This window comes from Nonomuraea sp. ATR24 (assembly GCF_041950485.1).
Taxonomy (GTDB): Bacteria; Actinomycetota; Actinomycetes; order Streptosporangiales; family Streptosporangiaceae; genus Nonomuraea; species Nonomuraea ceibae.
The window spans coordinates 43,407-66,178 of the sequence record NZ_JBGNUU010000013.1 but is presented as its reverse complement, the minus strand read 5'-3'; the positions used below and the strand labels follow the sequence as shown (position 1 = coordinate 66,178).

The window sequence follows — 22,772 nt, the reverse complement described above, 5'->3', positions numbered from 1 at the left end:
TCGATGGAAGGTATCCGCGGACGACGCTGTCGTTGGAGAGACGATCGGCCCCGGCCGGACGGCTGTGCCGTGAAGGTCTCAAGAACCTATCCGCCGCCGCCGCAGCCGCCGCCACCCCCGCAGCCTCCGCCGCCGGAGGAGGAGTTGTCGGAGGAGGAGCTGCTGTCGCCGAAGCCCGACGAATGGTCGGCGTGGCTGCCGCAGACCCCGGTCGCGTCGCCGCCCGGGGCGCCTCTGGACAGCTCGTCAGTGATCACGGGGTCGCCGGCCGCGCCGAGCCCGTACAGGGCGACGGGAACGCCGACGGCCGCGGCGACGGACGTGCGGTCGCGGGCGGTGCGCGGGTGCGCCGAGCGCGCCGTCTTCAGGACCTGCCGCCCTTCGCGGGTGAGCACGGCGCGCAGCTTCTCGCGCTGGCGGAGGACCGTGGCGATCCCGTAGACCACGGTGAACAGGCTGATGGGCGTGAGGACGGAGACGTCGTCGGGGTCGCCCAGCAGACCGCCGGCGGTCAGGGCGACGTCGACGCCTATCACCACGAACAGCGCGGTCACCAGCAGGCGCATCCGGGAACGGGCGTGGTCGAGCGCGCCCTCGGGCACCAGCAGGCCGCGGCGGACGAGGCCGTCGGCCATCGCGGTCACCGCGCGGTCTTCGGCGAGCCCGCGCCGCACCTCCGCGGCGGTGCACCCGCCGGGCCTGGCCGCCAGGTAGTCGATCACCGCCTGCTCGACGGGCACGGGCGACGGCGCGGCGCCGTACACGAGGCTGACGCCGGCCCGTGAGACGCGGACGGCGCCGGCCGTCGCGAGGACGGTCAGCGCCGTGTTGACGGCCCGCCGGGGCCCGCCGGCCAGATAGGCCAGCTCATAGTGGGACAAGTGATGATCGATGCCGCTGGGCGGCTTCTCGGCGACCCGCCGTCGCGCGACGGCGACGTACGGCTCGGCGGCGATCAGGAGCACCGCCGCCACGAGGACGGCGACGATCGATAAGTTCATCCACGACTCCCCCGGGTGCGGTACGGCCAAGCTAGAACGGCCGCACCGCACGCGCAAGGTCAGGAGAGCCGGTCGAGGAGGGCGTTGTACTCCTCCCACAGTTCCTTGGGCAGATGGGTGCCGAAGGTGTCGAAGTGGGCGGGGATCAGCGCCGCCTCCTCGCGCCAGACCTCGCGGTCGACGGTGAGCAGCGTGCGCAGGTCCTCCTCGGGCAGGTCCAGGCCCTCGGTGTCGAGCGTCTCCGGCAGCAGGCCGATCGGCGTGGGCACGGCCTTGGCCTCGCCGTTGAGCCGGTCCACGATCCACTTCAGCACGCGGCTGTTCTCGCCGAAGCCGGGCCAGATGAACTTGCCCTCGGCGTTCTTGCGGAACCAGTTGACGTAGTAGATGCGCGGCAGCTTGGCGCCCTTGCGACGGCCGATCTTGATCCAGTGGCCGAAGTAGTCGCCCATGTTGTAGCCGCAGAACGGCAGCATGGCGAACGGGTCGTGGCGCAGCTCGCCGACCTTGCCCTCGGCGGCGGCGGTCTTCTCGGAGGCGACGTTGGCTCCGAGGAAGACGCCGTGCTCCCAGCTCAGCGACTCGGTCACGAGCGGCACCGCGGTGGCGCGGCGGCCGCCGAACAGGATCGCCGAGATGGGCACGCCCTTGGGGTCCTGCCATTCGGGGGCGATGGTCGGGCACTGCGAGGCGGGTGTGGTGAAGCGGGCGTTCGGGTGCGCCGCGGGCTCGCCGCTGCCGGGCGTCCAGGGACGGCCCTTCCAGTCGGTGAGGTGCGCGGGCGGCTCCTCGGTCAGGCCCTCCCACCACACGTCGCCGTCGTCGGTGAGCGCGACGTTGGTGAAGATGCTGTTGCCCCAGAGCGTCTTGACCGCGTTGGCGTTGGTGACCTGGCCGGTGCCGGGCGCGACGCCGAAGAAGCCGGCCTCGGGGTTGATGGCGTACAGGCGGCCGTCGTCGCCGAAGCGCATCCAGGCGATGTCGTCACCGACGGTCTCGACCTTCCAGCCGGGGATGGTCGGCTGGAGCATGGCCAGGTTCGTCTTGCCGCAGGCGCTCGGGAACGCGGCGGCGATGTAGCGGGTCTCGCCCGTGGGCGGAGTGAGCTTGAGGATGAGCATGTGCTCGGCCAGCCAGCCCTCGTCGCGGGCCATGGCGCTGGCGATGCGCAGCGCGTAGCACTTCTTGCCGAGCAGCGCGTTGCCGCCATAGCCGGAGCCGTAGGACCAGATCTCGCGGGTCTCCGGGAAGTGGCTGATGTACTTGGTGGAGCTGCACGGCCAGGCCACGTCGTCCTGGCCCGGCTCCAGGGGCGCGCCCACGCTGTGGACGGCCTTGACGAACTCGCCGCGCTCCTCGATGAGCCGCAGCGCCCGCTCGCCCATCCTGGTCATGATCCGCATCGAGACCGCGACGTACGGCGAGTCGGTGATCTCGACGCCGAGCTGGGAGATCTCGCCGCCCAGCGGTCCCATGCAGAACGGCACCACGTACATGGTGCGCCCGCGCATGCAGCCCTTGAACAGCTTGCCGAAGGTGCGGCGCATCTCGGCTGGAGCGATCCAGTTGTTGGTCGGGCCGGCGTCCTGCTCGCGCTCGGAGCAGATGAACGTACGGTCCTCCACCCGCGCCACGTCGCTCGGGTCGGACTTGGCGTAGAAGCTGTTGGGCCGCTTGGCCAGGCGGACGAACGTGCCCTGCTCCACGAGGAGGTTGGTCAGGCGCGTCCACTCCTCCTCGGAGCCGTCGCACCACTCGATCCGGTCCGGCTCGGTAAGGGTCGCTATCTCTTTCACCCACGCGGCCAATTCGCGATTGCTGGTCGGCGCGTGGACTTCCACGGAAACGGACACGACTGCGGCTCCTCCACTCTCTCAGGGCCCGCTCATCATTAACGACGACGGCACCCGAAAGCCAATTGGCATAGACCTCTGACTCGGGTGTCGCCGCAGGCAGCGGCCTCGACGATTGGGGGAGCCTACCCACCGGGACACGATTTAAAAGAAACTCGTCCGGGCACTGGTTCAGTCCAATCGGGATGGTCTAAACCAATTTCCGAAATGGTTTAGTCCATTGCCCGGACGGTTTTCCCTGCGTGCCTCAGGAATGCAGATCGGGGCCGGCGGAGCGAACGCGGTCGACGTGCTGGAGCGCGTCGCGCAACTCGGCCAGCCAGGTGTCGGTGTTGCGGCCGACGAGACGGACGCACCAGGCGAGGGCGTCACTGCGGCTGCGGGCCACGCCGGCGGCCACAAGCGTGTCGAGAACTTGCCGCTCAGATTGCCGCAATCTGGTCATAACGGGCACAGAGAGTGTGGTGAACATCACAGTCTCGCCGCCGCAGACGACGCCCCACGAGACCTTCTGCCGGAACCGGTGCTCGGCCTCCTTGGCGATCTCGATCCGCCGCTCGCGGGTCTCCTCGCGGAAGCGCCGGATCAGCCCCTCGACGAGCGCGGCCCGTTCGGCGTCGTCGGCGCCGGCCGGCGGGTCGGGCAGCGTGCCGAGCACCGCGATCTCCTCGCGGTCCCTGATGACCTCGGGCGCACCGGTGAACCAGCCCTCGGGGAGCCGCCCGGTGAACCAGCCGCGTATCTGCGCCGTCACATCATCGCTTGCCATGTAATCACCATTACACAGTTGCGTCCCGAATGCACGCGCCGAAGCCCATCGGGTATCCGTAGGGAGAACCGCTCAGACCCGCCCGGCGGCCTGCGGGCTCACCCGCACCACGCCGGCAAGGTTGCGGGTGCTGATCGGTGCGATCTTGACCACGTCGCCCGTGCGCGGCGCGTGCAGCATCTTGCCCTTGCCCCAGTAGATGGCCACGTGCGAGATGTAGGCCGGGTTGGTGGGGTCGTTGCGCCAGAACAGCAGGTCACCGGGCTGCGCCTGGGAGAGCGGCACCTGCGGGCCGGTCAGCCACTGCTGGTGCGTCACGCGCGGCATCCGCACCCCCGCCCGCGCGAAGGCCCACTGGACCAGCCCCGAGCAGTCGAAGGTGTCGGGCCCCTCGGCCCCCCACACGTACGGACGGCCGAGCTTGGAGGCGGCGGCCTCCAGCGCGACCGTGAGCTGCTCGCCGGTCATGAACGAGCCGGTCGGCCAGTTGCGCTCGCGCGCCCGCGTCGGCGGCAGGACCGGGTTGACCATGGCCGACTGGGTGCCCTTGGGCAGCAGCTTCATCACCCGGCGCTGGAGCTCGGCCGAGTTGGTCTTGGGCGCGCTGATGATGAGCGCGTTGTCGCGCGGCAGGCCGAGCGCCCGCCCGGTCTCCCGCGACACCACCGCGTCGACCGCGCCGAGCCCGGTGGTGGCGTAGGCGCCGATCCGCAGCGGCCCGCGCGGCCCGCTGACCCTGCTGTGCAGCGTCAGCCCGCCGTCGTTGCCGAGCACGAACGACACGGCCACGTCCCCGGCGGCCACGTTCGACCACAGCGGGTCGGAGGCGGCCGTCACCTTCGGGGTGTAGGCCCGGAACGTGGACGGCGACACCGCGAGCGTCTGCACCCGCTTGCCGTCGAGCGTGATGCTGGCGGCGTCGGCGAGCTCCATCGCCCGCACGCCGGGCACCTTGGCGATCTTGGCTAACTGCTTGGCGGTGAACGGCTTGCGCGTCACCACGAACAGGTGCGGCTTGTGCAGCGTGCCGAGCGGCTTGACCGGCTCGACCGTCCTCGTGCCGGCCATCAGGCTCTGCCGGGGCGCCGGGCGGGGACGTACGGGCTCGGCGGCGACGGGCTGCGGCGCGGGGCGCTCGATCTCCGCCAGCAGCAGCACGTCGGCCGTCAGCACGGCCACCAGCGCTACCACGATGAACGGGATCAGCCTGCGGTGGTCACGCCGCCTGGGGGTGTTGACCAGGAAGCTGAGGTCCTGCCGGATGCCCGAGGGGGCACGCGTGAACACCGCCGGGCCGTCGTGGGCCCGGCGGTGCCGGTCTGCGGGGGTCAGTTGCCGATGTACGGCACAGCCTCGAGGATCTCGACGGTGTTCTGGCGGCCGTTGGGCATGCTGTAGGTCGCCTTCTCACCGATCTTCTTGCCGTTGATCGCCGCGCCCAGCGGGGACTTGGGCGAGTAGACGTCGATCGGGGCGCCGCTCTCCTCGCGGGAGGCCAGCAGGAAGGTCACCTCGTCGTCGTCGCCCTCGAAGCGGATCGTCACGGTCATGCCGGGGCCGACCACGCCCTCGGTCTTGGGTGCCTCACCGACCTGCGCGCTGTCCAGGATCTGACGGAGGTGGAAGATCCGGGCCTCCATCTTGCCCTGCTCGTCCTTGGCTGCGTGGTAACCGCCGTTCTCCTTGAGGTCGCCCTCTTCACGGGCGGCCTCGATCTTCTTGGCGATGTCGACGCGCCCGGGCCCCGAGAGATATTCGTGCTCGGCCTTCAGGCGGTCGTACGCCTCCTGCGTCAGCCATGTGACGTTCTCATCGCGAGAGTCGGCCACGGGTTCTCCTTGCTTGCTTAGGGGGCCCTGAGATCACTGAAGGTCGCGTACGGTTGAATTGCGAAAGGCTAACAAGTCAACGGCTGGAACGCTTCCCCAAATGTCTCACTATACGAGATTGCAGTACTGGACGTGGACAGACGTCGCCTGGGCACTGGTGTCCAGGCGCTCCTTGCGGGGCTTACTACCCTCACCAGCCGGAATTCTTACTTCCTTGCTGCCTACTTCCCCGTGGTTCACGTCCGTGGCCCTGATCCGGCACACCGCCGAGCGGTCGTCGGGCTTGTGCACCGTGAAGGTTACCTCGGCCCGGGCCTGATCCTCGATCCGGAACGAGACCACCTGCGCCTTGGCGCCCGTCGCGGTGCCCGTCATCGACCACATCACGTAACCCCAGCCACCTGCGACGATGGCCACGAGCACCCCGATCACGACGTGCACGACGAGCCGGCCGCCCCGCTCGGGACGGTCCGGAAAGTCGGCGGGTGTGCCGAGAACGGGTCCGTTCCCGACATCTCTGGTGGCCATGGCGGAATCTCCCTGCACTCCCTGAGCGTTATCCGAGACAATTGTCGCCCGCGGGGGTCACGCCCTCGCGACCGCCCAGCAGAAACTAACCTCTCTGGGCAACTGATCGGTCCCTACTGAGGAGACATCGAGCCCGTGAGTGCACCGCTGAGGCTGATGGCCGTCCACGCCCACCCCGACGACGAGTCGAGCAAGGGCGCCGCCACGATGGCGCGATATGTCCGCGAAGGCGTTGACGTGCTGGTCTGCACGCTCACGGGCGGCGAGCGCGGCTCCGTGCTCAACGAGAAGATGGACCGGCCGGAGATCGTGGCCAACATCGCCGAGGTCCGCCGCGCGGAGATGGACCGGGCCCGCGAGATCCTGGGCGTGCAGCAGCGTTTCCTCGGCTTCGTCGACTCGGGGCTGCCGGAGAGCGAGGAGGAGGAGCTGCCCGAGGGCTGCTTCGCGCTGCAGAAGCTGGAGGACGCCTCGGCGCCGCTGGTGGCGGCCGTGCGCGAGTTCAGGCCGCACGTGATCATCACGTACGACGACGACGGCGGCTACCCGCACCCCGACCACATCATGACCAACCGCGTGTCGGTGGAGGCGTTCGAGGCGGCCGGCGACCCCGACCGCTACCCGGGCACCGGCGACCCGTGGCAGCCGCTCAAGCTCTACTACCACATGGGCTTCCACCGGGCCCGCTTCGAGGCGCTGCACGAGGCGATGACCGCGCGCGACATGGGCTCCCCGTACGCCGACTGGATCTCCCGCTGGGAGGACCGGCCGGCCAAGTGGGAGGTGACCACGAAGGTGCCGTGCGGCGAGTACTTCGCGATCCGCGACGAGGCGCTCAAGGCGCACGCCACCCAGGTCGACCCCGACGGCTGGTGGTTCGTCTGCCCGCGTGAGCTGCAGGAGGAGATCTGGCCGACGGAGGACTACCACCTGGCGCGCTCGCTGGTCGACACCGAGCTGCCGGAGGACGACCTGTTCGCCGGGATCCACGCCGAGGAGACCTCCCCCGCCTGCCACTGAGGCGCCGGTCGGAGCACCACCCCCAGGTGGCAGACTGGAGGTGTGACCGTTCTAGCAGCAGGTGACATCAGTCCGGGCATCCTCGGCTTCACCGTCGTGGCTCTCATCGGCTTCGCGCTCTATTTGCTGATCAAGTCGATGAACAAGCAGATCTCGAAGATCGAGGTGCCTTCCGAGGCCGAGCTTCGGCAGCAGGAAAGCGTGAAAAATGCCGATTGAAGTTGTCGACAACTCGGCGGAGAGCCGGTTCGAGGTTCTCGTCGACGGCAAGGTCGCCGGGTTCGCCGACTATCGCCTGCTGCCCACCAAGATCGTCTTCACCCACACCGAGGTCGCGCCCGAGCACGAGGGGCAGGGGCTGGCGGGCCGGATGGTCAAGCACGCCCTGGAGGCGGCGCGTGACACCGGCCTGACCGTGCAGCCGCTCTGCCCCTACGTGGCCTCCTACATCGAGCGCCACCCCGACTTCAAGAGCCTGCTCGGCGACCAGCCCGGCAGCTAGTCGGCGGGCGACCAGGCGCGTTCCAGCGCCATCGGCAGGCCCCACCAGCCGAGCGGCGTGAGCCTCTCGTCCTCGTCGACGATGCCGAGCTGCGCCCACAGCGCGACCACCGGCACGAACAGCGCCTCCGTCGCGTCGAGGTCGCCCGGGTCCTCGTCGTAGCCGTCGATGTCCTCCGACTCGGCGATGAGCACCGCGATCCGCTCCGGCGACGCGGGCGCGCCCGGCCCCAGCCGCGTCAGCGCGGCCACCGCGGCCAGCCAGTCGGCGTGCTGGAGCGCGCACAGGTTGGCCAGCACCGAGTCCTCGACGCTCACCTCCCGGTCGAGGTCGGCGAACTCCTCCAGCAGGTCGCTCTCCTCCGACAGGTCCGACACCGGCCCGGCGATGCCCGCCGCCACCGACAGCCACAGCTCCGCCTCGTCGACCGGCAGCGGCCGCTCGTCGAACCCGGCACAGGCCCGCAGCACGTTGCCCGGATAGCCGGGCTCGCCCAGCAGCTCGCGCAACCGGGTCGCCGCCCGGTCCAGCTCCGCGATCGGCAGCTCCGGCAGCTTGTCCAGCTCGCCGAGGATGCGCCGCAGCTCCGACAGCGCGAACGCCTCCTCCTCGTCGAACGCCGCGAACAGCTCCTCGTCCTGCTCGTCGCTGACCGCGAACCCGGGCACCCGCCCGTCGGCCAGCGGCGTGGCCAGCCACCGCTCCTGAAGCTCCTCGTACGCGCGCCGCGCGCCCTGGTCGCCGGCCGCCAGCGCGTCGGGGTCGATCTCGCCCGAGCGCACCCGCTCCTCCAGGTAGGCCACCAGCCGCCCGAACATCTCCTGCGCCACCGGCCCGCGCTCGTCCTCCTCCGGCCACACGAAGTAGCTCGGCGTCATGAGGATCGGCTCGGTGCCCGTCGACTCGACCCAGCGCTGCACGTCGCCCACCGTGGCGGCGCCCGACTCGATGGAGCTCAGCGCCGATCTGGCCGAGTCCCAGAACCGCACGGACAGCGGGTTGCCCGCGGCCATCATCGCCCGCCGCAGGTCGGGCAGCGCCACCAGCGCCACCCCGGAGGCCACGGCCAGCAGGGCGCGGGCGACGTCGCGCCGGGTGAGCGCGGCCGGTGCGCGCCCGGCGTGCGCGCAGACGAAGTCGAGATCCACGATCCGTAAACTACGCCCCCGCCGCCTTCGCAAACACCGGTCCGCCGATAACGGGTGGGTCCCGGGCGTGTGAGAGCCTGGCTGTGTGAACAGGCTCGCCGGCTCGACCTCTCCTTATCTGCTCCAGCATGCCGCCAATCCGGTCGATTGGTGGCCGTGGGGAGAGGAGGCGATGAGCGAGGCCCGGCGCCGCGACGTCCCGTTGCTGATCAGCGTCGGCTATTCGGCGTGTCACTGGTGTCACGTGATGGCGCACGAGAGCTTCGAGGACGAGGCCACCGCCCGGCTGATGAACGAGCACTACGTCAACGTCAAGGTCGACCGCGAGGAGCGGCCCGACGTCGACGCCGTCTACATGAGCGCCACGCAGGCCATGACGCAGCAGGGCGGCTGGCCGATGACGGTGTTCGCGACCCCCGACGGGCATCCTTTCTACTGCGGCACCTACTTCCCGCGCCCGCAGTTCCAGCGGCTGCTGCTGGGGCTGCACCAGGCCTGGACCGAGGACCGGCAGACCGTGCTCCAGCAGGGCGCGAAGGTCGTCGAGGTGCTCGGCTCAGGCACCACGCTGCCCAGCGGCCCGCTGCCGACGGCGCGGACGCTGGAGCAGGCCGTGGCCAACCTGCGCGAGTCGTACGACCCGGTCCGCGGCGGCTTCGGCGGCGCGCCGAAGTTCCCGCCGTCGATGGTGCTGGAGTTCCTGCTGCGCTCGGGCGAGCGCGAGATGAGCGGCCGCACGCTGGAGGCGATGGCCAGGGGCGGCCTGTACGACCAGCTCGGCGGCGGGTTCGCCCGCTACAGCGTCGACGCCGGCTGGGTGGTGCCGCACTTCGAGAAGATGCTCTACGACAACGCGCTGCTGCTGCGCGTCTACACCCACTGGTGGGTCGCCGGCGGCGGCCCACTGGCCCGGCGGATCGCGCTGGAGACGGCCGACTGGCTGCTGCGCGAGATGCGCACGCCCGAGGGCGGGTTCGCCTCGGCGCTCGACGCCGACAGCGAGGGCGAGGAGGGCAAGTTCTACGTCTGGACCCCCGACCAGCTCCGCGAGGTGCTCGGCGACGACGACGGCGCCTGGGCGGCCGGGGTGTTCGAGGTGACGGGCACGTTCGAGCACGGCACGTCGGTGCTGCAACTGCTGTCCGACCCCGCCGACACGGCCCGGCTCGACAGCGTGCGGGCCCGGCTGCTGGCCGCCCGCGAGGAGCGCGTACGGCCGGGCCGCGACGACAAGGTAGTGGCCGGCTGGACCGGGCTGGCGATCGCCGCGCTGGCCGAGACCGGGATCGTGTTCGACCGGCCCGACCTGGTCGAGGCCGCCACCTCGGCCGCCGTGCTGCTCCACGAGGTGCACGTCGAGGGCGACAGGCTGCTGCGCACCTCCCGCGACGGGCGGGCGGGGGCCAACGCTGGCGTGCTGGAGGACTACGCGAACCTGGCCGAGGGCCTGATCGCGCTGCACGGCGTGACCGGTGAGACGCGCTGGTTCCGGCTGGCGGAGACGCTGCTCGGCACCGTTCTCGACAGGTTCGGCGACGGGACGGGCGGCTTCTACGACACCGCCGACGACGCCGAGCGGCTGTTCCAGCGGCCCCAGGACCCGACCGACAACGCCACCCCGTCCGGCCAGTACGCGGCGGCGGGCGCGCTGCTGTCCTACGCCGCGCTGACCGGCTCGGCCCGGCACCGCGAGGCGGCCCACGCCGCGCTCGGCACCGTGTCGGTCCTGGCCGGCAAGCACGCCCGGTTCGCCGGGTGGGGGCTGGCCGTGGCGCGGGCGGCGCTCGACGGGCCGGTCGAGGTGGCGGTCGTCGGACCGCCGGACGACCCGCGCACCGCCGAGCTGCACAAGGCGGCCTACCTGGCGGGGGCGCCGGGCGCCGTCGTGGCGCTGGGCTCCGGGTCGACGCCTGACGCCGTGCCGCTGCTCCAAGGGCGCGGGCTGGTCGCCGGGGCGCCGGCCGCGTACGTGTGCGAGGGCTTCGCCTGCAAGCTGCCGGTCACCACGGCCGCCGACCTGCGGGCGCAGCTGGACCGCTCCGGGGGCTGACCGGGCACCAACAGGTTCCCAACACGCGCTCTCTAGCGTCGGGGTGAAACGCACCGACGGGGAGAGGCAGCGGATGAGCCGCAGAACGTTCCACAGCGGCCGGAGGGACGCCGGTCCCCACACGATCAGGACGTGTGGGCGGCCCGGCTAGAGGACGGGTTCCGGGCGGCCGCCGTCGTCGGGCGGGCCGCCCGTGGGCTCGGCCGGCGCCTGCGTCGGCGGGCCCTGCTGCTCGTCCGGGACGGTCGGCGACTGCTCGTCGGGCGTGTCGGGCTCGGTGGTGGGCTCGGGGATCGGCGGCTCGGTGGCGTCGGGCGAGTCGGGCGTCTCCGTCCACTCCTGCTCCGGCCCGTCGGTGGGCAGCGTCTCGGGCCGCCGCTGGTCGTGCTGGGGCTCGCCGTAGTCGGGCTGGTAGCCGTAGCGCGACGGCTCGGGGAAGCGCTCGACCGGCTCGCCCTCCATCGCCTCGGCCATGAACGCCCGCCAGATCCGCGCCGGGAGCTGGCCGCCGAACTGCACGCCGTAGCCGGGGATGCTCACGGTCTTGTTGTCGTCGCGGAACATGTCGACGGCCACGGCGAGCTGCGGCGTGAAGCCGTTGAACCACACCGAGCGGGAGTCGTCCGTGGTGCCCGTCTTGCCCGCGACCGGCCGGTCGTACAGCCGCGCCGCGGTGCCCGTGCCGTACTGGACGACCTGCTGCATCGCGTAGGTGGCGTCGGCGGCGGCCTGCTCGTTGACGGCGCGGGTGGCCTCGGGCTTGACGACGTCCTTCATGCCGTCGGCGTCGGTGACGCTCCTGACGACGTGCGTCTCCATGTGGACGCCGCCGTTGGCGAAGGTGGCGAAGCCGGAGGCGTTCTGCACGGCGCTGACCGAGGCCACGCCCAGCGGGAACGTGGCGGCCTGGACGTGCGGGGCGAGCTGGGCGGCCGGGATGCCCATCGCCTCGGCGGTGGCGGCGACCTTCTCGGGGCCGACCTTCTGCGCGAGGTCCACGAACGCGGTGTTGACCGAGTTCTGTGTGGCGGAGACCAGGTCGATCCGGCCGTAGGAGCGGCCGCTGTCGTTGGGGATGGGGTTGTCCGGGTCGGACGCCACCCGCATCGGCGAGTTGCCGTTGACCCTGGTCGACAGGCCGAACCCGTTGTCGAGCGCGGCGGCCAGCGTGTAGGGCTTGAACGTGGAGCCGGCCATCACCTTGGCCGAGAACGCGTTGTCGTACTTGGACTTGCTGGGGCTGCCGCCGTAGAAGGCGACGACCTCGCCGGTGGCCGGGTCGACGGCGGCCAGGCCGGTGCGCAGCTTCTTGGGCAGGTTGTCCGGCAGCGTCTCCTTGACGGCGCGTTCGGCGGCCGTCATGAGGTCCTTGTCGAACGTGGTGACGATCTTCAGGCCGCCGCCGTTGATGTCCTCGTCGGTGTAGCCGCGCCGGTTGAGCTCGGCGGTGACCTGCTCCAGCATGTACTGGGCCTGGCCCTTGAGCTGGAACGGCTTCTTGGGCGCCTTGAGCTTGGGGAACTTCTGCTCGGCGGCCTGGGCCGGGGTGAGCGCGCGGGTCTCCACCATGGCGTCGACGATCGCGCGCCAGCGGGCCTCGGCGGCGTCCAGGTCGGGGCCCTCGGGGTCGGCGAAGCGGCTCGGCTGCTGGATGACCGCGGCCAGGTAGGCGCCCTGGGCGATGCTCAGATCCTCGACGTCCTTGCCGAAGTACGCCTGGGCGGCGGCCTGGACGCCGTTGGCACCGCGCCCGAAGTAGATGGTGTTGAGGTACTGCTCCAGCACCCAGTCCTTGGACTTGGACTGGTCGACCTTCAGCGAGATCATGATCTCTTTGAACTTGCGGGTGACCGACCGTTCCTGGCTCAGGCCGCTGTAGTAGTTGCGGACGAGCTGCTGGGTGATGGTCGAGCCGCCCTGGAGCTGCTGCCCGGTGAGCGTGGACCACAGCGCCCTGGTCGTGCCCTTGACCGAGACGCCGCCGTCCTCGTAGAAGGAGCGGTTCTCGGCGGCGATGACGGCGTCGCGCACGTGCTCGGGCACCTTGTCCAGGGTGACGACCCGGCGGTTCATGCCCTGGCGGGCGATGACGCTCTTGCCGTCGCGGTAGTAGATGACCGAGCCCTGGGCGGTGGCGTCCTTCTGCGTGCTGTCGGGAATGGGCGTCATCGCCCACGCGATGCCGAACAGCGCGGCCAGCACGACGAGGCCGGCACCGGCCGTGATCAGCAGGAATCGCAGCAACCGCCGCTTTCGCATCGTGCCGCCCTCCCCTGGTCCTCGGCGCGAACGTCAAGGGTAAACGATCGATAACGGTGCATCGTCCTGAGCCGATGCTACGACCGTTGGCCCTCCCTGCGCGGGACATCGGCCACCAAAGGCAACACTCGGTACGGAACAGGGGTGTCCAGGGCGATGATCGAAGAAGTCCGGAGAACTCCCTGCACACCGACGATCTGGTCGATGACGCGCTGCAGGTCGGAGTTGGTCCGGGCGACCACCCGGCAGAGCAGGTCGCTGCCTCCGGTGATGGTGTGCACCTCCAGCACCTCGGGGATGAGCGCCAGCCGGTCGGCCACCGGGTCGTGCCCGGCGACCTGCCGGATCTCCATCAGGACGAAAGCGGTGACGTCGTAGCCCAGCCCCACGGTCGACACGTCGGGACCGAATCCGGTGATGACGCCCCGGGCGATCAGCCGGTCGAGCCGGGCCTGCACGGTGCCGCGGGCGACCCCGAGCCGGCGCGAGCACTCCAGCACCCCCAGCCTCGGCTCGGCGGCGAGCAGAGCGATGAGGCGCGCGTCGAGGTGGTCAATAGTCACAGGTTCTCCGGTGCTTCACACCCAGGATTGGGCAGATTGTCCACTCATCTACGTAACTCTTGCACAACTCGCCCAGGTAAATCGAGAGTTAGTGGCATGAGTGATGTCTTTCCGGTCAACGGCATGGATGCAGTGGTCTTCGCCGTAGGCAACGCCAAGCAGGCCGCCCACTACTACTCCACGGCGTTCGGCATGAAGCTGACCGCCTACCGAGGGCCCGAGAACGGCAGCCGGGACGAGGTGGCCTACGTGCTGACCTCGGGCAGCGCCACGTTCGAGTTCCGGGGCGCCGTACGGGCGGGCACCGGGGTGTCCGCGCACGTGGCCGCGCACGGTGACGGAGTCATCGACCTGGCCATCCAGGTGCCGGACGTCGAGGCGGCCTACCAGCACGCCGTCTCGCACGGCGCCCGCGGCCTCGACGAGCCGTACACGGTGGAGGACGAGCACGGCAAGGTCGTGCTCGCGGCGATCGCCACCTACGGCGAGACCCGCCACACGCTCGTCGACAGGTCCAACTACGGCGGCCCCTACCTGCCCGGTTACGTCGCCGCCGACCCGCTGGTCGCCCCGCCCGCCACCAAGTCCGGCCGGCTCTTCCAGGCCGTCGACCACTGCGTCGGCAACGTGGAGCTCGGCAAGATGGACGAGTGGGTGGAGTTCTACCGCAACGTCATGGGCTTCACGAACATGGCCGAGTTCGTCGGCGACGACATCGCCACCGAATACTCGGCGCTGATGTCCAAGGTCGTGGCCGACGGCACCCGCAAGGTCAAGTTCCCGCTCAACGAGCCGGCCGTCAGCCGCAGGAAGTCGCAGATCGACGAGTACCTGGAGTTCTACGGCGGCCCCGGCGTGCAGCACATCGCGCTGGCCACCAACGACATCCTGACCACCGTCGACCACATGCGGGCGGCCGGGGTGGAGTTCCTCGACACCCCCGACTCCTACTACGAGGACCCGGAGCTGCGGGCCCGCATCGGCAACGTGCGCGCGCCGATCGAGGAGCTGCACAAGCGCAAGATCCTCGTCGACCGGGACGAGGACGGCTACCTGCTGCAGATCTTCACCAAGCCGGTGCAGGACCGCCCGACGGTATTCTTCGAGCTCATCGAGCGCCACGGCTCGCTCGGTTTCGGCAAGGGCAACTTCAAGGCGCTGTTCGAGGCCATCGAGCGCGAGCAGGAGCGCAGGGGCAACCTCTGAACCGGTGGTGATCAGCGGCTCCTTCGTGGATGCTTACGTTACGTAAGTTGACGATCACGAAGGGGAGCCGCGTCATGAGGCACACCAGGAGGCGGGCCGCGGCGCTGGCCGCCCTGATGAGCGTGCTCGCGTGCGGGCCGTCCGACGGGGCGGCCCGCGACGAGGGCCCGGCGGGGGCCCGGGCGGGCGCGGCGGGCATCGGCGACGCCGACTTCCCCACCGACGGCAACGGCGGCTACGACGTCGCCCACTACGCGCTCAAGCTCGGCTACACGCCCGCGAGCAAGCAGCTCGACGGCGAGGCCACGATCCGCGCCACGGCCACGGCGCCGCTGTCGCGGTTCAACCTCGACCTCAGGGGCCTCACCGTGCACGGGGTCTGGGTCGACGGGACCACCGCCACGTTCACCCGGGCCGGCGACGAGCTCACGGTCGTCCCGGCCCGCCCGCTGGCCCGCGGCGTGCCGTTCATCGCCAGGGTCTCCTACTCCGGAGTGCCCGAGCCGGTGCGCAACTCCACCAACCTGGGCACCTACGGCTTCGTCCCGACCCCCGACGGGGCGTTCGTGGCGTGCGAGCCCAACGGCGCCAAGACCTGGTTCCCCGGCAACGACCACCCCGCCGACAAGGCGGCCTTCGACTTCGAGATCACCGTGCCCGAGGGCGTGACCGCGCTGGCCAACGGCGAGCTGCGCGGCGAGCCGCGCACCAGCGAGGGCAGGACGACGTTCCGGTGGCGCGAGACGCACCCGATGACCACCTACCTGGCCACCGCCACCATCGGGAAGTTCCACCTCAAGAAGGGCACCACGACGGGCGGCATCCCCAACCTGGCGGCCGTCGACCCCAGGTTCCGCTCCACGCTGGAGAAGTTCCACCGGGTCTCGGGGGAGATCACCGACTACTGGAGCACGGTCTTCGGCCGCTACCCGTTCGGCTCGACCGGGGGCGTGGTCGACGACTTCTCCGCCGGCTACGCGCTGGAGAACCAGACCAAGCCGATCTACGGCGGCTTCGAGCCCGACGACGGCATCATCGCGCACGAGCTGGCCCACCAGTGGTTCGGCAACAGCCTCAGCATCAAGCGGTGGAAGGATCTGTGGCTCAACGAGGGCTTCGCCACCTACGCCGAGTGGCTGTGGTCGGAGCACAAGGGCCGGCGCACCGCCGACGCCCTGTTCGCCTCCTACCACGCCCGTCCGGCCACCGACCCGATCTGGTCCTACCCGCCCGGCCGGGCCAGGCCCGCCGACCTGTTCAACGAGTCCGTCTACACGCGGGGCGGCATGACGCTGCACGCGCTGCGCCGGGCCATCGGCGACCGGACGTTCTTCACCCTGCTCAAGACCTGGGCCGCCGAGCACCGCTACGGCAGCGTCACCACCGAGCAGTTCGTGGCGCTGGCCGAACGCCTGTCGGGCAAGCAGCTCGACGCGCTCTTCGACGCCTGGCTCTTCCAGCCGCGCCGCCCGGCATGATCTTCTTGCCGCACTTCGGGCATCGAAGTATGGTGCCCGCATGCCGAAGGGATCGACGGGCCTGAGCGAGCAGGCTTACTTCGTGCTCGCCTCGCTCCTCGACGGGCCGCTCCACGGGCACGCGATTCTCAAGCGGGTGGTGGAGCTGTCCGACGGCCGGATCACGCTGGCGGTCGGCACCCTCTACGGCGCGCTCGACCGGCTCGCGGCCAACGGCGTCATCGAGGTCGAGCGCGAGGAGATCGTCAACGGCCGCAAGCGCCGCTACTTCCGCATCACCGACGACGGCACCGGCCTGGTCCAGGCCGAGGCCCGGCGCATGCAGCAGGCCGCCGCCGTGGTGACCCGGCGGCACCTGGGGGCGACGGCGGGATGAGCCCGCTGGAGCGGCACTACCGGTTACTCCTGCGGGCCTACCCCTCCGGCTACCGCTCCGACCACGGCGACGAGCTGCTCGACGTCCTCCTCGACGCCGCCGGACCCGGCCGGGCCCGCCCGCCGGCGCGCGAGGCGGGCGCCCTGCTGCTGGGCGGGATGCGCGCCCGGCTCACCGAGTCGGCCGCCGGCCCGGCCTGGGCCGACGGCCTGCATCTCGGCGTGCTGGCGCTGTCGCTGGTCAACCTGGCCGCGCTGATCCCGTACACGGCCGAGACCGGCCTGTGGACGGCGCTGGCGGCGCTCGGCTTCCTCGCCGTCCTGCGCGGCCGCGTCGGGCTCGCGCTGCCGGTCATGATGCTCACCGGCAGCAAGGCCGTGGCGGTCACGCTCGGGCAGCCCTGGCTCGACCGCACGCTCCTGCCGGTCTTCCCGGGCGGCCCGTGGGCGGACGGCCCCGCCCTGTACGGCAACGCCGGGCCGGTCGCCACGGCCACCTCCGGCGCGCTGGTGGTGCTGGGGCTGCTCGTGCTGGCCGCACGAGGCGAACGGCCACGGCCGCGGTCGTGGTGGTGGCCGGCCGTCCTGCCGGTGGCCGCCGGGCTGGACCCCGGCTGGGACGACCTGGCGAGCCCGAGCGCGCAGACCGTCGTCCGGGTCGTCCTGGAGGCGGCGCTGCTGGTGACCGCCGTCTACGCGGGCCGCCTGACGCGCGACGGCCGCTGGGCGATCGCCGCCGCCGTCTACCTGCTGCCGGCCACGGCGGTGCTCGGCGAGCACCTGTCCCTGGCCTCCCGCCAGGAGATCGCCCACTGGGCGCTGCTGGCCGTCCTCACCGCGGCCTCGGCGGTCGCCCCGGCGACCGCGCGGCGAAGGCTCGTCCTGTGAGGGCCCTCGCGCTCGTCGTGCTCCTCGCCCTGGCCGGCTGTACGGTCTCCAGCGCCGAGGCCGGCGGCACCGGCAAGCGGTGGCGCTGGGAGAGCCTGAAGGCCGCCTGCATGGCCGAGCGCGGCTTCAAGTACGAGATGTGGGTGCCGGACCGCACGCTGACGCCCGAAGCCCTGCGGCGCGCCGACGGCCACTACGCGTCGATGCGGCGGCACCGGGAGAGGTACGGCCACGGCGTCTTCTCCGGCTACGTCCACCGCACCACGCAGGAGGCCGGGGGTGTGGACCTGCACCCCTCCTTCCCCAACGACCGCTACATCTCCGCCCTGTCCGCCAGCCAGCAGACGGCCTACCACCAGGCCGACCAGGAGTGCTTCACCCGCGCGGTCAAGGCCGTGCTCGGCAGGGACGTCACCGCCGTCGACGACCTCCACCGGCTGCACGGGGCGGCGCACCGGGCCCTCGACGAGCGCGAGTTCGACAGCGACCCCCGCCTCGTGGCCCTGGCGCGCGACTACGCGGCCTGCCTGCGCGCGAAGGGATACCCGGTGTCCACGGAGAAGCCGAGCCAGATCAGCCACCTGGAGGAGGAGCGCTTCCGGGCCAAGCTGTCGGCACTGGGCCGGGAGCAGAACCCCGGCGCCGAGCCCGGCATGGAGGTCATGCCCACGCTCACTCGCGAGGAGGCCATGCCCCACCTGCGCGAGGAGATCAGCTCGGCGCTCGACGACCTCGAATGCGGCAAGGAGTTCTTCCCCGCCTACCACCCCCGGCACCGGGTCGCCACGGACCGGCTCCGGGACGAGTGGGGCCTGGGCTCCTAGCGCTCCTCCGTCAGCACCAGGGCCGCCGCCCCCACCAGCCCGGCCTCCTGGCCGAGCGCCGCGGGCAGGACGCGCAGGCGGCGGGCGAAGGCCATCCTGGCGTGCTCGCGCAGCGCCTCCTCCAGCGGCCCGAACAGCGGCTCGCCCGCCTGGGACAGCCCGCCGCCGATGGTGACCAGGTCCAGGTCGCACAGGTGGGTGGCGGAGGCGATGGCGATGCCGAGCGCCCGCCCGGCCCGGCGCATCGCCGCGAGCGCCACCTCGTCCCCGGCCAGGGCGTCGGCGGCCAGCGCCCGGCCGGTCACCGCGCGGTCCTCCCGGTAGAGGCCGTGGCCCGCGGAGGCGGTGCCGGGCGTCCAGCCGCGGGCCAGCGCCCACTCGGTGAGGGCGGGGCCGCGCGCGACGGCCTCCAGGCAGCCGTGGCCGCCGCATCCGCAGGGCGGGCCGCCGTCGGGTTCGACCACGATGTGGCCGATGTGCCCGGCGTTGCCGGTGCCGCCGTCGATGAGCCTGCCGCCGAGGATCAGACCGCCGCCCACGCCGGTGGACACCACCATGCCGAGCATGTCGGCGACGCCCCGGCCGGCGCCTCGCCAGTGTTCGGCCAGGGCCACGCAGACGGCGTCGTTGTGGATGCGTACGGGAAGGCCGGGGAAGCGGCCGGAAAGCCGGGCGCGCAGCGGGAAGTCGCGCCAGCCGGGGATGTTGAGCGGTGAGACCTCGCCCGAGGGCCAGGTCATCGGGCCGCCGCAGCCGATGCCGACGCCGGTCACGCCGGCGGCGAGCGGTTCGACGAGGCCGGCGAGGGTCTTCCACAGGGTCTCGGCGTCGGCGTCCTGCGGGGTGGCCGCGCGGAGGGTGCGCAGCACGGCGCCGTCGTGGTCCACGTGTGCGGCGGCCATCTTGGTGCCGCCGATGTCGAGGGCGAGGATCACCCGCCGCTCGCCGAGGAGAAGACCAGCACGGAGGCGGTGAAGCCGTGGACGTGGTTGTGGCCGGCGACCGGGCCGACCTCGCCGGCGGCGAAGAAGCCCGCCACGCCGATCGGCCCGAGCGTGTCGCGCAGCGCGACGGGGTCGTGGTCGGCAGTGCCGAACATCGCCGATCCGCGCCCGTTGCAGGAGAACAGCAGCGCCCCGTCGACGCGGCCGAGCTCTTCCCGGTGCGCGTCGAGGACGTCGTACAGGTCCTCGTCGGCGGTGGCGGCGTCGCGCACCTGGAAGCGGACGGTCCGCCCGATGTCCACGATGTCGCCGATGGCCACGGCCTCCCGCTCCGGGTCGATGCCGATCACGCCTCTGATGAGGAAGTCGCCGCGTTCGTGCCGTTCGGCGTACTCGTCCATGGCGAGGCCGATCTGCAGCCCGGCGGCGACCAGTTCGCGGTCGTCCTCGTCCAGGTCGCTGACGATGTCCTCCAGTCGGGACAGGGCGGGCTGGCCGGCGAGCTCCAGCAGCAGGTTCTCCTCGCAGCGGGTGACGACCATGCTCGGCCCGATCGGGCGGCAGCCCTGGCTGACCACGGTGCTCACCCGGATGGCGCCGCTGATGAGCACGCCGATGGCGCCCTCGGTGTAGACCTCGCCGTCGGCGAACAGGCGTACCGATCCCCTGCCCTGGAGGCCGTTGGCCAGCCCGCCGACCAGCGGCAGGTCGCCCAGCACCTCCGACGAGCGCTCGACGAACGCGTCGGTGGGGAAGGAGTACGGGTCGGCGAGCAGGATCGCCACGTGGTCGTCGGCCGTCCGCTCGGGCAGCCCGACCACCACGAACCTGTCCTCGGCCGTGAGCGTCTCCAGCGCGAACGTGGTCAGCTCGGCCCCGTCGAGGGTGGCCGCCCACGCGCTCACGGCGGGCGTCAGCTCCACGCCCTGCCCGTCGCCGATCACGCCGGTGGCGCTGCAACCGATCACGTGCGCCTCGGGGGCCATCCGCATCGCCCGCTCCCCCGCCCTGGCGACGTCCTCGGGATCGTCGCCGCAGATGAAGAAGCAGACCAGGTCGGCCTGACCGCTGAGCCTCGCCAGGGCCTGGCCGACAGCCCTCTCCGCGGCTTCGACCAGGTCGGAATCCACGGCGAGGCCGTCGGCGAAGCGGCTCGTCATGACTGCCACGCCTCTCGCCTCCCTCGGCAGGTCCAAGTTCCCTAGGCCCGATTCTCCCCACTAAAGGGACAAGCACGCACACGAACCGCCACGCAATGGTCAAGATCCGAAATCTCCGCCAGATGCGAAACCCCTGCCACTTCGCGCGCCGGGGACGTAGGGTCGATCCCGTGCATCAGCCTCGTATCCTCCGCGAGTTGCGAGAGAGCGGCCACGTTCATCGCACCGTCAAAGCCGAGGTCCGCGAAAACCTGCTGGTCAAGCTCAGAGCGGGCGAGCCCCGTTTTCCCGGCATCGTGGGCTTCGACGACTCCGTCCTGCCCCATCTCGAACGCGCCCTGCTCGCCGGGCACGACCTGGTCCTGCTCGGTGAGCGCGGCCAGGGCAAGACCCGGCTCATCCGCACGGTCACCGGCCTGCTCGACGAGTGGACCCCGGTGGTCGAGGGCTGCGAGATCAACGACCACCCGTACGCGCCCGCCTGCGGACGCTGCCGGGCCCTCGCGGCCGAGCTGGGCGACGAGCTGCCGGTGGCGTGGAAGCACCGCGACGAGCGCTACGGCGAGAAGCTCGCCACCCCCGACACCTCCGTCGGCGACCTGATCGGCGACATCGACCCGATCAAGATCGCCGAGGGGCGCAGGCTGGGCGACCCCGAGACCGTGCACTACGGCCTGGTCCCGCGCACCAACCGGGGCGTCTTCTCCGTCAACGAGCTGCCCGACCTGGCCGAGCGCATCCAGGTGTCGCTGCTCAACGTGCTGGAGGAGCGCGACATCCAGGTCCGCGGCTACAACCTGCGGCTGCCGCTCGACATCCTGCTCATCGCCAGCGCCAACCCCGAGGACTACACCAACAGGGGCCGGATCATCACCCCGCTGAAGGACCGCTTCGGCGCCGAGATCCGCACCCACTACCCGCTCACGATCGAGGACGAGCTGACGCTGATCCGGCAGGAGTCCGTGCCGGACATCGGCGCCGACGTCCCGGAGCACCTCGTCGAGGTGATCGCCCGCTTCACCCGGCTGGTCCGCGAGTCCACGGCCGTCGACGCCCGCTCCGGCGTGTCGGCGCGCTTCTCGATCGCCGCCGCCGAGACCGCCGCGGCCTCGGCCGTGCGCAGGGCCGCGATCACCGGCGAGGACCAGGCCGTGACCCGGGTGTGCGACCTGGCGCCGGTCGTCCACAGCCTGCGCGGCAAGGTGGAGTTCGAGGTCAGCGAGGAGGGCAGGGAGACCGAGATCCTGGCCCACCTGCTGCGCCGCGCCACGGCCGAGACGTTCCGCACCCGGCTGGGCGCGATGGACCTGTCGCCGCTGACCGACAAGTTCGCCGAGGGCGCCCAGGTGGAGTCGGGCGAGCTGGTCGCCGCCGGCGAGCTGCTGCGCCGCATCGGCCCCGTCGACGGCCTGGCCAAGATCATGTCGAAGCTCGGCATGGGAGCCGGCGACGAGTCCCCCGGGCACGCGGCGGCGGCGCTGGAGTTCGCGATGGAGGGCCTCTACCTCATGCGCCGGCTGTCGAAGGACGACCTCGACGGAGTCGCCGTCTACCGGACGTGAACATTCGGGCGGTTCCGCACGTCGTAATGGACGACTGACCGTTTCGTCCGGGGGGAACCGCCCATGCGACTGCTCGCCAGCGCCACCACCGCCCTCGCCCTGTGCGCCCTGAGCGCCTACGCCATCCCCGCCTCGGCGGAGACCTCTCCTCAGGTCGTGTACGGCTACGCCTGGTCCGACGGCGCCGGCCACTTGCGCATCCTGCCGCAGTCGGCCACGGCCGTCCGCAAGAGCTACCGGCTCAAGGCCATCCGGGGGGCCAAGGAGCTGCGCCTCGGCTACACCAAGGCCGCCTACCTGCGCGTCGCGGTCGCCTGCGGCCTGAAGGAGACCGAGGGCCGGGTCGCGCTCGACGCCAAGAACTTCGGCCGGACCCGGTGCGGGGCCGCCGACCTGTCCGACAGCCTCGCGTCCGGCCCCGTCGCGGTACGCGTCCACCACACCGGCGGCCAGGCGGTCAAGGTCACCGAGTTCCTGCCGTACCCGTCGAAGCTCAGCGTCGTGCGCGGCACGGTCAAGCGGGCCGGCGACCGGACGCTGCTGTTCACCAGGGGCGGCACGACCGTCAAGCTCGGCTACACGCACGCGCTCGCCTTCAGCCGCGTCACCTCCCGGTGCGGCGCGGGCTGGCTAACCGGCAGGCCGGTCAACGCCGACCGCGACGGCCTGGGCACCAAGCACTGCGGCGCGGGTGACTTCACCGCCGCGCTGAAGAAGCTGCGCCACCCGGTGCTGGTCCAGATCGACTATCAGCCGCGCAGCGGCCAGGTGTTCCAGGTGTGGGAGGTGTTCGGCGACGCATAGCAGGGCATC

22 protein-coding genes are annotated in these 22,772 nt (G+C 71.4%); 11 read left to right on the top strand and 11 right to left on the bottom strand.

The window, feature by feature from the left end:
* Positions 1-86: 86 nt before the first annotated feature.
* The 6 genes from ACBI99_RS28515 to ACBI99_RS28490 form a co-directional block, all read right to left on the bottom strand.
* Positions 87-1,001 (bottom strand): TIGR04222 domain-containing membrane protein, encoded by a 915-nt coding sequence (locus ACBI99_RS28515; protein ID WP_375073924.1) that lies wholly within the window; start codon positions 999-1,001, stop codon positions 87-89.
* 59 nt (positions 1,002-1,060) lie between these two features.
* On the bottom strand, positions 1,061-2,854 hold the full coding sequence (locus ACBI99_RS28510; RefSeq protein WP_357586276.1) for a phosphoenolpyruvate carboxykinase (GTP): 1,794 nt from the start codon (positions 2,852-2,854) through the stop codon (positions 1,061-1,063).
* Between the two features lie 247 nt (positions 2,855-3,101).
* Positions 3,102-3,623, bottom strand: coding sequence for a hypothetical protein (locus tag ACBI99_RS28505; protein WP_219505006.1), 522 nt, complete (start codon positions 3,621-3,623; stop codon positions 3,102-3,104).
* 72 nt (positions 3,624-3,695) lie between these two features.
* Positions 3,696-4,910 (bottom strand): C40 family peptidase, encoded by a 1,215-nt coding sequence (locus ACBI99_RS28500; protein WP_308125747.1) that lies wholly within the window; start codon positions 4,908-4,910, stop codon positions 3,696-3,698.
* Between the two features lie 41 nt (positions 4,911-4,951).
* Positions 4,952-5,452 carry a transcription elongation factor GreA gene (greA, locus tag ACBI99_RS28495; RefSeq protein ID WP_219505008.1) on the bottom strand — a complete coding sequence of 167 codons (501 nt, stop codon included), beginning with the start codon at positions 5,450-5,452 and terminating at the stop codon, positions 4,952-4,954.
* Positions 5,453-5,560: 108 nt separating this feature from the next.
* On the bottom strand, positions 5,561-5,980 hold the full coding sequence (locus tag ACBI99_RS28490; RefSeq protein ID WP_219505010.1) for a DUF4307 domain-containing protein: 420 nt from the start codon (positions 5,978-5,980) through the stop codon (positions 5,561-5,563).
* 135 nt (positions 5,981-6,115) lie between these two features.
* On the opposite strand from ACBI99_RS28490, the gene mca reads away from it, so the two are divergent.
* The 3 genes from mca to ACBI99_RS28475 are packed head-to-tail and all read left to right on the top strand — an operon-like array spanning position 6,116 to position 7,502.
* Positions 6,116-7,000: a mycothiol conjugate amidase Mca gene (gene mca / locus ACBI99_RS28485; RefSeq protein ID WP_308125748.1), complete on the top strand. Its 885-nt coding sequence runs from the start codon at positions 6,116-6,118 to the stop codon at positions 6,998-7,000.
* 42 nt (positions 7,001-7,042) lie between these two features.
* On the top strand, positions 7,043-7,219 hold the full coding sequence (locus ACBI99_RS28480) for a hypothetical protein (protein ID WP_375073923.1): 177 nt from the start codon (positions 7,043-7,045) through the stop codon (positions 7,217-7,219).
* Positions 7,209-7,502 carry a GNAT family N-acetyltransferase gene (locus ACBI99_RS28475; RefSeq protein ID WP_219505014.1) on the top strand — a complete coding sequence of 98 codons (294 nt, stop codon included), beginning with the start codon at positions 7,209-7,211 and terminating at the stop codon, positions 7,500-7,502. Before ACBI99_RS28480 ends, ACBI99_RS28475 begins: the two co-directional genes overlap by 11 nt.
* Here the strand turns inward: ACBI99_RS28475 and ACBI99_RS28470 are convergent.
* Positions 7,499-8,650, bottom strand: a complete 1,152-nt coding sequence (locus ACBI99_RS28470; RefSeq protein WP_364176892.1) for a hypothetical protein — start codon at positions 8,648-8,650, stop codon at positions 7,499-7,501. The genes ACBI99_RS28475 and ACBI99_RS28470 overlap by 4 nt on opposite strands.
* 85 nt (positions 8,651-8,735) lie before the next feature.
* Here ACBI99_RS28470 and ACBI99_RS28465 point away from each other — a divergent pair, with 85 nt between their 5' ends.
* On the top strand, positions 8,736-10,700 hold the full coding sequence (locus tag ACBI99_RS28465) for a thioredoxin domain-containing protein (RefSeq protein ID WP_375073922.1): 1,965 nt from the start codon (positions 8,736-8,738) through the stop codon (positions 10,698-10,700).
* Positions 10,701-10,847: 147 nt separating this feature from the next.
* On the opposite strand, the gene ACBI99_RS28460 is transcribed toward ACBI99_RS28465, so the two are convergent.
* Complete coding sequence (locus ACBI99_RS28460) at positions 10,848-12,959, bottom strand: transglycosylase domain-containing protein (protein ID WP_375073921.1); 2,112 nt, start codon at positions 12,957-12,959, stop codon at positions 10,848-10,850.
* Between the two features lie 77 nt (positions 12,960-13,036).
* The gene (locus tag ACBI99_RS28455; protein WP_219505018.1) at positions 13,037-13,522 is read right to left on the bottom strand and encodes an Lrp/AsnC family transcriptional regulator; all 486 of its coding nucleotides are present in this window, start codon (positions 13,520-13,522) and stop codon (positions 13,037-13,039) included.
* A gap of 96 nt (positions 13,523-13,618) precedes the next feature.
* Here ACBI99_RS28455 and hppD point away from each other — a divergent pair, with 96 nt between their 5' ends.
* From hppD to ACBI99_RS28430, 5 genes are all read left to right on the top strand, one after another.
* Positions 13,619-14,728, top strand: coding sequence for a 4-hydroxyphenylpyruvate dioxygenase (gene hppD, locus ACBI99_RS28450; protein ID WP_375073920.1), 1,110 nt, complete (start codon positions 13,619-13,621; stop codon positions 14,726-14,728).
* Positions 14,729-14,802: 74 nt separating this feature from the next.
* Positions 14,803-16,206 carry a M1 family metallopeptidase gene (locus ACBI99_RS28445; protein ID WP_375073919.1) on the top strand — a complete coding sequence of 468 codons (1,404 nt, stop codon included), beginning with the start codon at positions 14,803-14,805 and terminating at the stop codon, positions 16,204-16,206.
* Positions 16,207-16,246: 40 nt separating this feature from the next.
* Positions 16,247-16,582: a PadR family transcriptional regulator gene (locus ACBI99_RS28440; protein ID WP_219505021.1), complete on the top strand. Its 336-nt coding sequence runs from the start codon at positions 16,247-16,249 to the stop codon at positions 16,580-16,582.
* Positions 16,579-17,469: a hypothetical protein gene (locus ACBI99_RS28435; protein ID WP_375073918.1), complete on the top strand. Its 891-nt coding sequence runs from the start codon at positions 16,579-16,581 to the stop codon at positions 17,467-17,469. Before ACBI99_RS28440 ends, ACBI99_RS28435 begins: the two co-directional genes overlap by 4 nt.
* Positions 17,466-18,293: a hypothetical protein gene (locus tag ACBI99_RS28430; RefSeq protein WP_375073917.1), complete on the top strand. Its 828-nt coding sequence runs from the start codon at positions 17,466-17,468 to the stop codon at positions 18,291-18,293. The genes ACBI99_RS28435 and ACBI99_RS28430 overlap by 4 nt, the downstream gene beginning before the upstream one ends.
* On the opposite strand, the gene ACBI99_RS28425 is transcribed toward ACBI99_RS28430, so the two are convergent.
* Positions 18,290-19,228: an ROK family protein gene (locus ACBI99_RS28425; protein WP_375073916.1), complete on the bottom strand. Its 939-nt coding sequence runs from the start codon at positions 19,226-19,228 to the stop codon at positions 18,290-18,292. The genes ACBI99_RS28430 and ACBI99_RS28425 overlap by 4 nt on opposite strands.
* The gene (locus ACBI99_RS28420) at positions 19,225-20,397 is read right to left on the bottom strand and encodes an FIST N-terminal domain-containing protein (protein ID WP_219505112.1); all 1,173 of its coding nucleotides are present in this window, start codon (positions 20,395-20,397) and stop codon (positions 19,225-19,227) included. The genes ACBI99_RS28425 and ACBI99_RS28420 overlap by 4 nt, the downstream gene beginning before the upstream one ends.
* 122 nt (positions 20,398-20,519) lie before the next feature.
* Here ACBI99_RS28420 and ACBI99_RS28415 point away from each other — a divergent pair, with 122 nt between their 5' ends.
* Positions 20,520-21,959: a sigma 54-interacting transcriptional regulator gene (locus ACBI99_RS28415; protein WP_375073915.1), complete on the top strand. Its 1,440-nt coding sequence runs from the start codon at positions 20,520-20,522 to the stop codon at positions 21,957-21,959.
* Positions 21,960-22,022: 63 nt separating this feature from the next.
* The gene (locus ACBI99_RS28410) at positions 22,023-22,763 is read left to right on the top strand and encodes a hypothetical protein (protein WP_219505031.1); all 741 of its coding nucleotides are present in this window, start codon (positions 22,023-22,025) and stop codon (positions 22,761-22,763) included.
* Positions 22,764-22,772 lie beyond the last annotated feature (9 nt).

Coding starts and splice junctions, on each gene's coding strand:
- ACBI99_RS28515 (WP_375073924.1), bottom strand. CDS start 1,001: ATGAACTTATCGATCGTCGCCGTCCTCGTGGCGGCGGTGCTCCTGATC.
- ACBI99_RS28505 (WP_219505006.1), bottom strand. CDS start 3,623: ATGGCAAGCGATGATGTGACGGCGCAGATACGCGGCTGGTTCACCGGG.
- ACBI99_RS28490 (WP_219505010.1), bottom strand. CDS start 5,980: ATGGCCACCAGAGATGTCGGGAACGGACCCGTTCTCGGCACACCCGCC.
- ACBI99_RS28475 (WP_219505014.1), top strand. CDS start 7,209: ATGCCGATTGAAGTTGTCGACAACTCGGCGGAGAGCCGGTTCGAGGTT.
- ACBI99_RS28460 (WP_375073921.1), bottom strand. CDS start 12,959: ATGCGAAAGCGGCGGTTGCTGCGATTCCTGCTGATCACGGCCGGTGCC.
- hppD (WP_375073920.1), top strand. CDS start 13,619: ATGAGTGATGTCTTTCCGGTCAACGGCATGGATGCAGTGGTCTTCGCC.
- ACBI99_RS28445 (WP_375073919.1), top strand. CDS start 14,803: ATGAGGCACACCAGGAGGCGGGCCGCGGCGCTGGCCGCCCTGATGAGC.
- ACBI99_RS28440 (WP_219505021.1), top strand. CDS start 16,247: ATGCCGAAGGGATCGACGGGCCTGAGCGAGCAGGCTTACTTCGTGCTC.
- ACBI99_RS28435 (WP_375073918.1), top strand. CDS start 16,579: ATGAGCCCGCTGGAGCGGCACTACCGGTTACTCCTGCGGGCCTACCCC.
- ACBI99_RS28420 (WP_219505112.1), bottom strand. CDS start 20,397: ATGACGAGCCGCTTCGCCGACGGCCTCGCCGTGGATTCCGACCTGGTC.
- ACBI99_RS28415 (WP_375073915.1), top strand. CDS start 20,520: ATGCGAAACCCCTGCCACTTCGCGCGCCGGGGACGTAGGGTCGATCCC.
- ACBI99_RS28410 (WP_219505031.1), top strand. CDS start 22,023: ATGCGACTGCTCGCCAGCGCCACCACCGCCCTCGCCCTGTGCGCCCTG.